The organism is Pseudomonas sp. microsymbiont 2, assembly GCF_054788395.1.
This window is the reverse complement of record NZ_CM139112.1, coordinates 4,668,965-4,682,890: the sequence shown is the minus strand read 5'-3', so window position 1 is coordinate 4,682,890 and position 13,926 is coordinate 4,668,965. Positions and strand designations below refer to the sequence as shown.

Genomic DNA, 13,926 nt, shown 5'->3' with positions numbered 1-13,926 from the left:
CGATGTCGTCGCGTCTGGCGCTATCGCGGGGCAAGCCCGCTCCCACAAAGGCCGTGGTTGTATCTCTAGAGATCAGCCAGGGTCGACACCAGGATCGCCTTGATCGTGTGCATGCGGTTCTCCGCCTGCTCGAAGGCAATGCACGCCGGCGACTCGAACACGTCATCGGTCACTTCGATGCCGTTGCTCAGGTCCGGATACTGTTCGGCGATCTGCTTGCCGACCTTGGTCTCGGAGTTGTGGAACGCCGGCAGGCAGTGCATGAACTTGGTGCGTGGATTGCCGGTGGCTTTCATCAGCTCCTTGTTCACCTGGTAGGGCAGCAGCTGCTTGATGCGCTCGCCCCAGGCCTCGACCGGCTCGCCCATCGACACCCAGACGTCGGTATGCACGAAGTCCACGCCCTTGACCGCGGCTTTCGGATCTTCGGTCAGGGTGATACGCGCGCCGCTTTCCTCGGCGTACTTGCGGCAGCGCTCGACCAGGTCGTCATGGGGCCACAGCGCCTTGGGTGCGGCGATGCGCACGTCCATGCCGAGCTTGGCGCCGATCAGCAGCAGCGAGTTGCCCATGTTGTTGCGGGCATCGCCCAGGTAGGCGTAGCTGATGTCGTGCAGCGGCTTGTCGCTGTGCTCGCGCATGGTGAGCACGTCGGCGATCATCTGGGTCGGGTGGTATTCGTCGGTCAGGCCGTTGAACACCGGCACGCCGGCGAACTTGGCCAGTTCCTCGACGATCTCCTGTTTGAAGCCACGGTACTCGATGGCGTCGTACATGCGCCCGAGCACGCGGGCGGTGTCCTTCATGCTCTCCTTGTGGCCGATCTGCGAGGAGTTGGGGTCGATGTAGGTGACGTTGGCGCCCTGGTCGTAGGCGGCGACTTCGAAGGCGCAGCGGGTGCGGGTCGAGGTCTTCTCGAAGATCAGGGCGATGTTGTTGCCCTTCAGGTGCTGCTGCTCGGTGCCGGTGTACTTGGCGCGCTTGAGATCGCGGGACAGGTCCAGCAGGTAGCGCAGCTCGCGAGTGCTGTGATGTTCGAGGCTGAGCAGGTTGCGGTTGTGGATATTGAACGCCATGACGGTTCTCCTTGGATTCGGTGATCGGCCCGGCCGGCACCGGGTAGGTGCGGCCGGGGGATGGACGTTTAGTAATCGATAGGGTCGCGCACGATCGGGCAGGTCATGCAGTGGCCGCCGCCGCGGCCCCGGCCCAGCTCGCCGGCGCTGATGGTGATGACCTCGATCCCGGCCTTGCGCAGCAGGGTGTTGGTGTAGGTGTTGCGGTCGTAGCCGATGACCACGCCAGGCTCCACGGCCACCACGTTGTTGCCGTCATCCCATTGCTCGCGCTCGGCGGCGAAGCTGTTGCCGCCGGTCTCGACCACGCGCAGCTTGACCCCCAGGTGCTCGCCGACCACCTCGATGAACGACTTGTTCTCGCGGCGCACGTCCATGCCATACGGTTTGCTTTCGTCCGGGCGGATGATGAACGGCACGATTTCCTTGACCACTTCCGGGAAGACCGTGACCAGGTCGCGGTCGCAGAAGCTGAACACGGTGTCCAGGTGCATCGCGGCGCGGGATTTCGGCAGGCCGGCGACGATGACTTTCTCCACCGCGCCCTTGGCGAACAGGTTCTGTGCCAGCTGGCCGATGGCCTGGCGCGAGGTGCGTTCGCCCATGCCGATCAGGACCACGCCTTTGCCGATCGGCATCACGTCGCCGCCCTCGAGGGTGGCGTTGCCGTGGTCCTTGTCCGGGTCGCCGTACCAGACTTGGAAGTCGGCGCCAGTGAACTCTTTGTGGAACTTGTAGATGGCGGTGGTCAGCAGGGTTTCCTGGCGTCGCGCCGGCCAGTACATCGGGTTGAGCGTCACGCCGCCGTAGATCCAGCAGGTGGTGTCGCGGGTGAACTGGGTGTTGGGCAGCGGCGGCAGGATGAAGCTGGAGTGGCCGAGGTAGTCGTTGTACATCTTGATCACGTCGGCGCCTTCACTCTGCGGCAGGTCCTGACCGGCCACGCCGCCGATCAGGAACTCGGCCAGGTGACGTGGCTCCAGGCCTTCGAGCCAGCTGCGCACTTCGTTGGTGAGGCCGACGCCGACGGTATCGGAGGTGATCTTGCGGTCGAGAATCCACTTCAGCGCATCGGGCTGCTGGACGATGTCGGTCAGCAGGTTGTGCATTTCCAGCACATCGACGCCGCGCTCGCGCATCTTGGTGACGAAGTCGAAGTGGTCGCGCTTGGCCTGGTCGACCCAGATCACATCGTCGAACAGCAGCTCGTCGCAGTTGCTCGGGGTCAGGCGTTTGTGCGCAAGGCCCGGGCTGCAGACCATCACTTTGCGCAGTTTGCCGGCTTCGGAATGAACGCCGTATTTCTGTTTCTCAGTGGACATGGTGAATCCTCCTGTAAAGCGAAGACGTGGGGTTCAGAGCGTCAGGAAGCCGTCGTACAGGCCGTAGGCCGCCACCAGGGCGCCCGCGACCACGGCGGCGAAGATCAGTTTTTCCACGCTGGTGAAGATCGGTTGGCCGACCTCACGCTTGGCCTTGGCGAACAGGATCGCGCCAGGGGCATAGAGCAGGGCTGAGAGCAGCAGGTATTTCACGCCGCCGGCGTACAGCAGCCAGATGGCATACACCAGGGCGATGCCGCCGATGATCAGGTCTTTCTTGCGCTCGGCCAGGGCTTGTTCGTAGGTCTCGTTGCGCCAGGCCAGCAGGAAGGCGTAGGCCGCCGACCACAGGTAAGGCACCAGGATCATCGAGGTGGCGAGGTAGATCAGCGACAGGTAGGTGCTGTTGGAGAACAGGGTGATGACCAGGAAGATCTGCACCATGGCGTTGGTCAGCCACAGGGCGTTGGCCGGCACATGGTTGGCGTTCTCGCGGCGCAGGAACGCCGGCATGGTGTGGTCCTTGGCGGCGGCGAACATGATCTCGGCGCACAGCAGCACCCACGACAGCAGGGCGCCCAGCAGCGAGATGATCAGGCCGACGCTGATCAGCACCGCGCCCCAGTGGCCGACCACGTGTTCCAGTACCGCGGCCATCGACGGGTTCTGCAGCTTGGCCAGCTCCGGCTGGGTCATCACGCCCAGCGACAGCACGTTGACCAGCACCAGGAACAGCAGCACGGTGACGAAGCCGATGACCGTGGCCTTGCCGACGTCGGAGCGTTTTTCCGCACGGGAGGAGAAGATGCTCGCGCCCTCGATGCCGATGAACACCCACACGGTGACCAGCATCATGTTGCGCACCTGGTTCATCACGCTGCCCAGCTCCGGGGTGCCCACGCCCCAGATGTCGGCGGTGAACACATCGAGCTTGAAGGCGAACAGGCAGATCAGGGCGAACAGCGCCAGCGGCACGACCTTGGCCACGGTGGTGACCAGGTTGATGAACGCTGCTTCCTTGATGCCGCGCAGCACGAGAAAGTGCACGGCCCACAGCAGGATCGAGGCACCGATCACCGCCGCTGGCGTGTTGCCCTCGCCGAAGATCGGGAAGAAGTACCCCAAGGTGCTGAACAGCAGCACGAAGTAGCCGACGTTGCCCAGCCAGGCGCTGATCCAGTAGCCCCAGGCCGAGGAAAAACCCATGTAGTCGCCGAATCCGGCCTTGGCGTAGGCATACACCCCGCCATCCAGATCGGGCTTGCGGTTGGCCAGGGTCTGGAAGACGAAGGCCAGGGTGAGCATGCCCACCGCGGTGATGGCCCAGCCGATCAGCACGGCGCCGACGCCGGCGCTGGCCGCCATGTTCTGCGGCAACGAGAAGATCCCGCCGCCAATCATCGAGCCGACGACAAGTGCGACGAGCGCACCCAGTTTTAGTTTTCCGGGAGAATCAGACATTTAACGACTCCGTACCAGGAGAAAGTTGGCTTCAGAATAAATCTGACGCCGGGATCATTAGCTGACTTAGATCAGTTCATGCCCGCATGAAGGCGTGAAAAATCCTTCATGCGTCTCCTGGAGGATGCCGACAGCGTTGCCGCAGGCCTTGTGCGCTGGCACCTCCGTGTCCATCCAGAGCAAACGCTCCGTTTTGCCTGCGAACTGTGAAGTTAGACACTTTTAGGCGTTTCGCAAATTTTTCACAGTAAACAGCGACAGGTTTAGGCGAGTTGCCAAATAGTTGGCAACTGTCATTTTTAACAGGTGGCGGCTATAGACAACTCTGTTATGAGTGCTATAGCTTTTAATGGCTTGATTTAATAAGAAACTTGTAACATTCATGCTGCTTAATTCGTTTACGCGTGCCCGCGCACGGGGAACCCCATGAGCGAACCCGGACAAAAGCTGCGCCTTGGCGCGCTGATCGCGTTGGTGGTCGGCTCGATGATCGGTGGCGGGATCTTCTCGTTGCCACAGAACATGGCCGCGCGTGCCGATGTCGGTGCGGTGTTGATCGGCTGGAGCATCACCGCGGTGGGCATGCTGGCGCTGGCCTTCGTGTTCCAGACCCTGGCCAACCGCAAGCCCGAGCTCGACTCGGGGGTGTATGCCTACGCCAAGGCCGGGTTCGGCGACTACATGGGCTTTTCCTCGGCCTGGGGCTACTGGATCAGCGCCTGGCTGGGCAACGTCGGTTATTTCGTGCTGTTGTTCAGTACCCTGGGCTTCTACTTTCCGGTGTTTGGCGAGGGCAACACGCCGCTGGCCATAGGCTGCGCCTCGCTGCTGCTGTGGGCCGTGCACTTTCTCGTGCTGCGCGGCATCAAGGAAGCGGCGTTCATCAACCAGGTGACCACCGTGGCCAAGGTGGTGCCGCTGCTGATCTTCATCGTCATCGCCGCCGTCGCCTTCCGCGCCGACATCTTCACCCGCGATATCTGGGGCCTGAGCAACCCCAAGTTCGGCAGCGTGCTGGAGCAGGTGCGCAACATGATGCTGGTGACTGTGTTCGTGTTCATCGGTATCGAGGGCGCCAGTGTCTACTCGGGGCGCGCGTTGCATCGTTCGGACGTGGGCAAGGCCACCGTGATCGGCTTTCTTGGGGTGCTGGCACTGCTGGTGCTGGTCAACGTGCTGTCGCTGGGGGTGATGACCCAGCCGGAGCTGGCCGGGTTGCAGAATCCGTCGCTGGCTTCGGTGCTGGAGCATATCGTCGGGCCCTGGGGGGCGTTGCTGATCAGCATTGGCCTGGCGGTGTCGCTGCTGGGCGCCTTGCTGTCGTGGGCGCTGTTGTGCGCGGAGATTCTCTTCGCCACCGCCCGCGACAAGACCATGCCGCGGTTCCTGGCGCGGGAGAACGCCAACCAGGTGCCGGCCAACGCCCTGTGGCTGACCAATGTGATGATCCAGGGCTTCTTGTTGATCACGCTGTTTTCGGCGGGCACCTATACCAGCCTGATCTACCTGGCGTCGTCGATGATCCTGGTGCCGTATTTCTGGTCGGCGGCCTATGCCGTGCTGCTGGCCGTGCGCGGCGAGGGCTACCAGGGGCAGGCCGGATTGCGCCGCAAGGACCTGCTGATCGCGCTGGTCGCGTTGCTGTATGCGGTCTGGCTGCTGTACGCCGGTGGCCTCAAGTATGTGCTGCTGTCGGCGTTGCTCTATGCCCCCGGGGTGATTCTGTTCGCCCGGGCCAAGCGCGAACAGGGGCAGGCACTGTTCACCCGCTGGGAGAAGCTGATATTCGCGGCGGTGCTGGTAGGGGCAGGATTGGCTGCATACGCGTTGTATTCGGGGTTGCTGAGCCTTTAGAAAATCGCGGGGCAAGCCCGCTCCCACGGATCCGTCACCACTGTGCCTGTGCCGAGCCCAGCTGCGATGCCCCTCGTTCCCAGCTCATCGACGCTTCACCCACTTTCAGCGGCCCTCTGATCCGTTGTGCCTCGCCCCAGGCCGTGCGTTCGATGGCGGGGGCGAGATCCTCGGGTGACTCCGCGGACAACGGCAGATCCTCCTCCATCGTTCCCCGCTCGATCAGCAGCTTGGCGGTACGCGCCAGCGACAGCCGGCTTTGGCAAGCCTCGCCACTGCGCAGGCGCTCGCTCAGCGCGCGTATCACCTCGGCGGCCATCAGGTACCCCGTGGCATGGTCCAGCGCCTGCACCGGCAACGGCACGGGCCGGTCCATCTGTCGCCAACGCATGCCTTCGCGCGCGATGCCAGTGCTCATCTGCACCAGGCTGTCGAATCCACGCCGATCCTTCCAGGGGCCGCTCCAACCATAGGCGTTGAGGCTCACATCGATCAGGCCGGGGTTGAGCTGGCGGCGTGGCTGCGCGCCGAACCCAAGGCGCTCGAGGGCATCGGCGCGGTAGCCGTGGACCAGTACATCGGCTTCGGCCAGCAGTTGTCGGAAAACCTCCTGGCCCGCGCGGGTGCGCAGGTCCAGGCGCGCGCAGCGTTTGCCCAGCGTGACCTCGGCGGCGACCGCCGGCTCTTCCCAGTCGGGTGGATCGAGGCGCAGCACATCGGCGCCAAAGCCGGCCAGCAGGCGAGTGGCAATGGGGCCGGCGAGAATGCGGGTGAGGTCGAGCACCTTGATTCCGTTCAGCGGCCTGGCCTCGCTGCCTTGCCAGGCAAGCGGCTCGCCCGCGTGAGACTCGCGCAGAATCAGCGGCTCGCGGTTGATCGCCAGGCCTTGAGGATGCCCGCACCACTCCTGCCAATTGCGCATGCGCGCCGCGCAGCCGCCGTTCTTGACGATGGCGGCTTCCAGGGCGTCGGCATCCCATGCGAGCACTCGATTGCTCACGCTGTCCCGGTCGGCCGGGCAGCCAAGCACCTGCAAGGCCGCGGCGCGATGATGGGGCGCATTGGTGTGCAGGCGTATCCAGCCATTGCGGGCCTGGTAGTCGCCGGCGATGGCATCCCACAAGGGCGGTGGCTGCCAGCCCAGAGGGCGCAGGCTGGTGCCGAACCAGAGCGATGCCAGGCGGCGATCGACGCTGACCGGCGGACAGTGGTGCAACTGGCTTGCCAGCAGCTTGGTCAAGGCCAGACCGCAGGCCGCGAAACTGGCCGAGGCCAGGCCGGTGACGGCGAACGCGGAGGGCAGGGCGCCGATACCGTGCCAGCGCACGGCATCGGTGTCCAGAGTCAGGGAGTCGGCGATGGTATCGAGCAACGGCCGCATGCGGGATCCTCCTTCGTGGACCCCATTGCAGTACATCTGGCGCCGCGGCGCAAATGAATCAACCTCGCAGTTCGACGGCGCCTTGCGTGGTCGGGCGTTCCGGGCGCGACCAGATCCACAGATTGCCCAGGGTCATGCCGCCGATGGCGAGGAACACCGGCCAGCGGTGTTCGAGAAAGGTCAGCATCAGGCCGGCACACAGCAGCATGCTGATGGTCGCGCTGATCTTGGCGCGCCGCTGGATCACCTTGCCGTTGCGCCAGTTGAAGAGAATCGGGCCGAACAGCCGGTGGTTCTCCAGCCAGGCCGATAGGCGCGGCGAGCTGCGGGTGGCGGCCCAGGCGGCGAGCAGGATGAATTCGGTGGTCGGCAATCCGGGGATGACGATGGCCACGAGGCCTATCCCCAGGCTGACGTAGGCGAGGATCGCGTAGAGCAGACGGGACAGTTTCGAGCGGGCGATTCGGGTCATGGTCTCACTGCAACGGTGCGGCCGCCCGCAGGCGGCCGGGGTAAAGCGTGTCAGGCCAGCGCCGCGTCGGTGGCGTAGGCATGCTTGAGCAGCTCGGTGAAGCGCTCGAAGGCGGCGACCGCGCCACGTTCGGCGGCGGCGTCTTCCTCGGGCGACAATTCCAGGCCGTCGAGGATCCGGGTGAACTGTTTCCAGCCTTCGGCGCGGCCACCGGCTGGCTCGCCCAGGTGACGAGCGCCGAAGGTCTCGGACAGTTCCAGGGCCACGGCACGCTTGATCAGGAACGCGGCGCCCAGTTTGGAGCCTTCGGAGACGAAGATCCAGCCCAGGGCCTCGCCCAGGCTTGGGTTTTGCAAGGCCCCGGCGAACGGCGCCGGCACTTCGGTGTCGAGGTCGGCCAGGTCCAGGCGGGCCTGTTCGGCGCGGCAGCGCTCGGCCAGGTCAGGAACGATGGCGATCAGCTTGGGGTCGGTGTACAGCGCTTGCAGTTCGGACTGGAACAGGTACTGGGCGACCACGAAGCGGGCGAAGCTTTCGCGGCTGTCGAACGGCTTGTGCGACTTGACCAGGGCGTCGAGCTCGGTGTGCGGGGCGTGGGTGACCTGGTTCAGGCGTTGGGAGCGCAGCGCGGCGCGTTCGGCGGACGGAGTGGTCATGGGGGCATCCTTGGGAAATGGGGCTGTCTAGTGACAAGACGAAAGAGAAGACGCGGGACAGTAAAAAAACCTCACCTGCGAAGTGAAATCATTCTCATGACTTGAAACGGGCGGCACCTGCATCGCGGGCGCCGCCCTTTTCAGTCGATCAGATATCCCACACCAGATTGATGGCGAAGTTACGGCCAGGGGCTGTCAGGCGATCCAGGTTGGCCGGCTGGGTAGCGGCTGCTTCGCTCTGCCCATTGGGGTTGCCGACCATGGCGTACTTGCGTACGTCATCCCATTGCCAGTACTTCTTGTCGGTAAGGTTGTACAAACCGCCATTGATGGTCAGATCGTCGGTGATCCGGTAGAACCCGGTCAGGTCGAGCACACCGTAGCCAGGGGTACGGAAATCGGAGCTGGAACCGTCGGGAGCAAAGAACTTGGTGTCGTCCACGCGGTTCTTGCGTTTGACCACGGTCCAGCTGAGCTGGGTGCCATAGTCAACTTGCTCGTAGCCCAGGCCGAACACGCCGGTCAGCGGGTTGACGCTGTTGAGAGGTTGGCCGGTGTCGTCGTTGCGCCCGTAGGCATAGGCGATGGAGCCGACGGTGTACAGGCCCTCTGGCGCGCCGAAGCGGTCCAGGTTCAGACGACCCTTGACCTCGGCGCCCTTGATGGTCGCGTGCTTGATATTGCTGGCCTGGAAGGCGCTACCCAGGTTGGACGATTTGACGGCCTCTTCATTGATGAAGTCGCGATACTTGTTGTAGAACACTGCCACATCGAAGTTGCCAGCGTCGAAGTTGCCACGCAGTCCGGTTTCGTAGCTCTTGCTCTTTTCCGGCTCCAGGCCTGGATTGGGCTCCACCGCATAACCTCCGGCGAGGTTCGTGAAGCGACCCCAGATGGCTTTGGCGCTTGGCGTACGGAAACCTTCGGCGTACTGGCCGTACCAGGTGTAGTTGTCGTTGAAGGCATAGGTCACCCCAAGCTTGGGCGACAGACGGTGCCACTTCTTGTCAGCATCATCGATACCGCTTTCCGGGGTCGGGCTGGTGTCCTGGACGCCCCGCAGGTACTCGGCGGTCATCTTCGGATCGATGCGGGTGTAGTCGTAGCGTGCGCCGGGCAGGAAGGTCCAGTTGTTCCAGCGGATCTCATCCTGGGCGAACAGGCTGTAGGTGTTGATGGTCGGATCCGGGAAGTCGCTGACCGGTGCCGGGGTGTCGGCCGGGCTGTTCTGGCCGATGAAGCGGCAGGCGCCGCCCACCACTAGGCAGGTGCCGTTGCCGGTACGCAGGCCGGTGATCTTTTCATGTTTGAGCGTGGTGCCGTAGGTGAGCAGGTGGTCGGTTTCACCGATACGGAACGCTTTGTCCAGCTGGGCATCGAGCACCCATTGGCGGTCCTTGTAGGTGGTGTCGCGTTCGCGCAGCACGGTGCGGCTGAACGGGAAGTAGATTTCAGAGGTTTCCTGGTCAGTCTTGGCGATCTGGTAGTTCAGGCTCCACTTGACGTGGTCGGCGAGCAGTGTGTCCAGGCCGAACTCGTGATTGATGCCGAAACGTTCGCGGGTAACGGTGTCGTTACCGGTACGGCTGCGGTACATGCCCAGGGGGCGGTTGCCGTCATACGGCCCACCCACCGCGCTGAGGATGTTCTGGTCGCGATCATCCTTGTAGTGCTCGTAGGTCAGCCCGAGTCGCGCGTCATCGGCGTAATTCCAGCCCAGCTTGGCCAGCACGTTGGTGGTGCGAACGTCTTCGGGGTTGGCCTTGGTTCGCGCGATGCCGGGGCCACCGTGCCCGCCATAGGACTCGGTCTCATGGCCGTTGCGCTGGCTCAGGTGCAGCAGGCCGTCGAACTCGCCCTGGCGGCCCGCGACGGTGGCCGAGGTCAACCAGCTTTCGTCGGCGGAGCTGTAGCCGGACTTCAGGCGTGCGCCGACATCCTTGCCTGGCTTGATGATGTCTTCCGGGTCTAGGGTGTAGTAGCTCACCGCGCCACCAATGGCATTGCTGCCGTACAGCACCGAGGCCGGGCCGCGCAGGATCTCCACCCGCTTGACGATCTCCGGATCGACGTAGTTGCGTTGTGTCTGGGCATAGGGACCGTAGAAGAAACTGTCGGGAATCGTTACGCCGTCCACCTGGGTCAGCACCCGGTCGCCATCGATACCACGGATGTTGTAGCCGTTCAGGCCGCTGCGCTGGCCGGTGCCGGACACCGAAACGCCGGGCTCGTAACGCACCAGCTGCTTGATGTCGTTAACGTTCTGCCGATCCAGCTGCTCACGGGTCTGCACGCTGACGGTGCTCGGCACCTGGCTGACATCCTGGGCGCTGCGCGTGGCGCTGACGGTGACCTGCTGCAGGGCGATGACGTTGCCCGCGGACTGGCGCTCGAGCACCACGTTGCCGTTGCCGATCTTGCGGTAGCTCAGGCCTGTACCGCGCAGCAGGCGCTGCAGTGCCGCCTCCGGGGTCAGCGAGCCCTGCACGCCCGGCGAGGCGACGCCGTCGGCCAGCGTGGCGCTGAAACCGACCTGCCAACCGGTCACCTTGCTGAAGGCGTTGATGGCTTCGACCAGCGGCTGCTGGGTGATGGCGAAGCGATAGTCGCCCATGCGCGGGCTGCTCGCCTGGGCCGGTTCCACGGCCAGCGCCGGCAGGCTGCAGGCGCCGCTGGCGAGCAGGGCCAGGGTCAACAGGGACAATTGCCCGCGACGGCGGGAAGAAGAGGACGGGCGGGTTTGACCTGTGGGCATCGAGAGCGCTCCCTGTCGCGCGTGGGTTATAGGCAGTGTTTGTTCTCGTTTTCGAACGAGAATCAATCGTATTGGCTATAACGAGACGGGCGACAGGGGGTGATCGCGTAAAAAAACTTCGGATCAGTTGAGAATCACCAGCGCGGGGTACTCGTGCAACTGCGCCGAGGTGATGTGAGCCAGGGCGCGAAGCGTTTCCAGCGGCTGGTCGAGACGGTAGTTGCCGGTGACCGCGACCTGCTCCAGCTCGGCATTGCGGCTGATGATCCAGCCGGGGTAGTAACGGCGGACTTCGGCCAGCACCTGGCTGAGCGGGCAGTTCTCGAACACCAGGCGGCCTTCGACCCAGGCCAGGTCCTTGCGCAGGTCCGCGCGCTGGCGTTCGCTGAAGCCCTTGGGGCCGACGCTGATGCTGTCGCCAGCGCTGAGGCGGATGCGCTGGTCGCTCGCCGCCTGCAGGTCGACATCGCCGCGTTGCACGCGGACCTGGGCCTCGCCATCGAGGTAGCGCACGGCGAAGTCGGTATCGCGCACGCTGGCGCGCAAGGGACCAGCCCTCACCTCCAGCGGGGGCTGGCTGCTGCCCGATACCTGGAAGTAGGCCTCGCCCTGCAGCAGGCGGGCCACCTGGCGACCACCCTGCACATCGCTGGCGAAGGCCGAGTTGGTGTTGAGCAGCACCTTGGCGCCATCGTCCAGTTGCAGGCGCTGGCGCTCGCCGACCACGGTAAGGTGGTCGGCCTGCAGGCGTACGGGCAGGTTGCCGAAGGTGAACAGCCCGACCAGCAGCACGGCGGCCGTGGCCAGCGGTTTCCAGTGGCTGCGCAGGCGTCCGCCAAGCGAGCGCCGCTGTCGGCGGTGCAGACGGTCGGCGGCCTGGCGCAGCGGCGTGCCGTTCCATAGCGCTTCGGCCTCGACGTAGGCCTCGGCATTCTCCGGCTCGGCGCCGAGCCAGTGCTCGAACGCCTGGGTGTCTTGCTCATCGGCGCACTGCAGGCGGATCAACCAGTCCAGCGCCTCTTCGCGGGCACGGGCGCGGGCGTCGGGCTCGGCGGGTGTCGGGCGAGGGGCGGGGTGGTCGGTCACGGGGAATCCTTGCAGCGGCATTTTTTTGCGCATGATCGGCCCAGGCCCGGCGCATGGCAAGGGGTTTGCGCGGATCGGCGGCGAGCGGTCGGGTCACTGGTGACGATCGGCCACGCCCATGCAGATGGCCATGATCAGTTTCAGTTCCTTCTGCACGGTGCTGGCCGAAACCTGCAACTGCTCGGCAATTTCCAGGTAACTGGCGCCGTGCAGGCGACTGAGGATGAAGATGCGTTGCTGGCGTGCGCTCAACTGGCCGAGGCTGACGCTCAGGTGCTTGAGCAACTGTTCGGCGTGAGCGGCGTCCTCGCTGCTGCCGACCTGGGCGGCGACGTTGTGCAGGACCTGCTCGGGCACGTCGTCCACCAGGGTCCGGGCCTGCACCCGGCGGGCGCGCAGGTGGTCCAGGGCGAGGTTGCGCGCGGTCTGGAAGACGAACGGCTCCAGGTGTTCGATGGGCCGCTCACCCAGGGCGCGGGTAACGCGCAGGTAGGTTTCCTGAAGCAGGTCCTCGGCTGTGCTGGGGTTGCCCACCATGCGCTGCAGCGTGCGCAGCAAGGTAAGGCGCTGGGTGAGGAACACTGAATTGAACCGGGACTGACTCACGGGGAAACCTGGTCGATTTTCGGGTGAATGATAATGCTTATCATCCGTGCGTCAGGTCAAGCACGGAAACGTCATGAACAGGTAAATATTGCGGTTAACGCGATCCCTGTAGGAGCGGCCTTGTGTCGCGAAAGGGCCGCGCAGCGGCCCCAGCAATTTCTGCATTCACATCGAAACCCTGGGGCTGCTCTGCAGCCCTTTCGCGACACAAGGCCGCTCCTACAGGGAACCGTGCAAAACGTCACCTGGCGTTGAACAACGCCAGGCAGTTGTCCAGCATGCGGTTGGAGAAGCCCCATTCGTTGTCGTACCAGGCCAGCACCTTGAGCATGCGCCCGTTGGCGCGGGTGTGGTTGGCGTCGAAGATCGACGACAGCGGGTTGTGATTGAAGTCGCACGACACCAGCGGCAGGGCGTTATAGCCCAGCACCCGGGAGTGGCGGCTGGCCTCGAGGAACAGCTGGTTGACTTCGTCGGCGTTGGCCTCGCGCTTGAGGTTGACGGTGAGATCGACCAACGACACGTTGATCACCGGCACCCGCACGGCCATGCCGGTGAGCTTGCCGGCCAGTTCCGGCAGCACCAGGCCCACAGCCTCGGCGGCGCCGGTCTTGCTCGGAATCATCGACTGGGTGGCCGAGCGGGCGCGGTACGGATCGCTGTGATAGACGTCGGTGAGCACCTGGTCGTTGGTGTAGGCGTGGATGGTGGTCATCAGGCCCTGTTCGATGCCGAACTCGCGGTGCAGCACCTGGGCGATCGGCGCCAGGCAGTTGGTGGTGCACGAGGCATTGGAGATGATCTGGTGCGAGGCGCGCAGCACATCGTGGTTGACCCCGTACACCACGGTGGCGTCGGCACCCTTGGCCGGGGCGCTGACGATCACCTTGCCAGCGCCGGCCGCCAGGTGGGCGGCGGCCTTGGCGCGTTCGGTGAACAGTCCGGTGCACTCGAAGACGACGTCGATGGCCAAGGTCTTCCAGGGCAGCTCGGCGGGGTTGCGGATGGCGCTGACGGCGATGCGATCGCCATTGACGGTGAGACTTTCGTGGTCGACCTCGACGCTGGCGTCGAAGGTGCCGTGGACGCTGTCGTACTTGAGCAGGTGGGCGTTCATCGCGCTGTCGCCCAGGTCGTTGATGGCGACGACCTGCAGGTCCTGGCGGTAGCCCTGCGTGTACAGTGCGCGCAGGACGTTGCGGCCGATGCGACCGAATCCGTTGATGGCGATGCGTAGGGTCATGGCGTTACCTCTGG

11 protein-coding genes are annotated in these 13,926 nt (G+C 64.4%); 1 reads left to right on the top strand and 10 read right to left on the bottom strand.

Annotated features, from left to right (window positions below; all coding sequences use genetic code 11):
* Positions 1-65: 65 nt before the first annotated feature.
* From ACYUME_RS21125 to arcD (ACYUME_RS21115), 3 genes are all read right to left on the bottom strand, one after another.
* Complete coding sequence (locus tag ACYUME_RS21125; RefSeq protein ID WP_279881731.1) at positions 66-1,076, bottom strand: ornithine carbamoyltransferase; 1,011 nt, start codon at positions 1,074-1,076, stop codon at positions 66-68.
* Positions 1,077-1,144: 68 nt separating this feature from the next.
* Positions 1,145-2,398 carry an arginine deiminase gene (arcA, locus tag ACYUME_RS21120; protein WP_279881729.1) on the bottom strand — a complete coding sequence of 418 codons (1,254 nt, stop codon included), beginning with the start codon at positions 2,396-2,398 and terminating at the stop codon, positions 1,145-1,147.
* A gap of 33 nt (positions 2,399-2,431) precedes the next feature.
* On the bottom strand, positions 2,432-3,859 hold the full coding sequence (arcD, locus tag ACYUME_RS21115) for an arginine-ornithine antiporter (protein WP_279881727.1): 1,428 nt from the start codon (positions 3,857-3,859) through the stop codon (positions 2,432-2,434).
* 426 nt (positions 3,860-4,285) lie between these two features.
* Here arcD (ACYUME_RS21115) and arcD (ACYUME_RS21110) point away from each other — a divergent pair, with 426 nt between their 5' ends.
* Entirely contained in the window at positions 4,286-5,713 is a 1,428-nt protein-coding gene (arcD, locus tag ACYUME_RS21110; protein ID WP_460416706.1) for an arginine-ornithine antiporter, read from the top strand.
* A gap of 34 nt (positions 5,714-5,747) precedes the next feature.
* On the opposite strand, the gene ACYUME_RS21105 is transcribed toward arcD (ACYUME_RS21110), so the two are convergent.
* The 7 genes from ACYUME_RS21105 to gap all read right to left on the bottom strand — a co-directional run bounded on the left by ACYUME_RS21105 (position 5,748) and on the right by gap (position 13,912).
* Positions 5,748-7,094: a CoA transferase gene (locus ACYUME_RS21105; protein WP_460416704.1), complete on the bottom strand. Its 1,347-nt coding sequence runs from the start codon at positions 7,092-7,094 to the stop codon at positions 5,748-5,750.
* A gap of 58 nt (positions 7,095-7,152) precedes the next feature.
* Positions 7,153-7,566, bottom strand: coding sequence for a YbaN family protein (locus ACYUME_RS21100; protein WP_279881721.1), 414 nt, complete (start codon positions 7,564-7,566; stop codon positions 7,153-7,155).
* Between the two features lie 50 nt (positions 7,567-7,616).
* Entirely contained in the window at positions 7,617-8,222 is a 606-nt protein-coding gene (locus ACYUME_RS21095) for a biliverdin-producing heme oxygenase (protein WP_279881718.1), read from the bottom strand.
* Between the two features lie 148 nt (positions 8,223-8,370).
* Positions 8,371-10,977 (bottom strand): TonB-dependent receptor, encoded by a 2,607-nt coding sequence (locus ACYUME_RS21090; RefSeq protein ID WP_460416701.1) that lies wholly within the window; start codon positions 10,975-10,977, stop codon positions 8,371-8,373.
* Between the two features lie 123 nt (positions 10,978-11,100).
* Positions 11,101-12,063: a FecR family protein gene (locus ACYUME_RS21085; RefSeq protein WP_460416699.1), complete on the bottom strand. Its 963-nt coding sequence runs from the start codon at positions 12,061-12,063 to the stop codon at positions 11,101-11,103.
* A 93-nt stretch (positions 12,064-12,156) separates the two neighbouring features.
* Complete coding sequence (locus ACYUME_RS21080; protein ID WP_279881710.1) at positions 12,157-12,669, bottom strand: RNA polymerase sigma factor; 513 nt, start codon at positions 12,667-12,669, stop codon at positions 12,157-12,159.
* Positions 12,670-12,910: 241 nt separating this feature from the next.
* Positions 12,911-13,912 carry a type I glyceraldehyde-3-phosphate dehydrogenase gene (gene gap, locus ACYUME_RS21075; protein ID WP_279881708.1) on the bottom strand — a complete coding sequence of 334 codons (1,002 nt, stop codon included), beginning with the start codon at positions 13,910-13,912 and terminating at the stop codon, positions 12,911-12,913.
* Between the last annotated feature and the right edge of the window lie 14 nt (positions 13,913-13,926).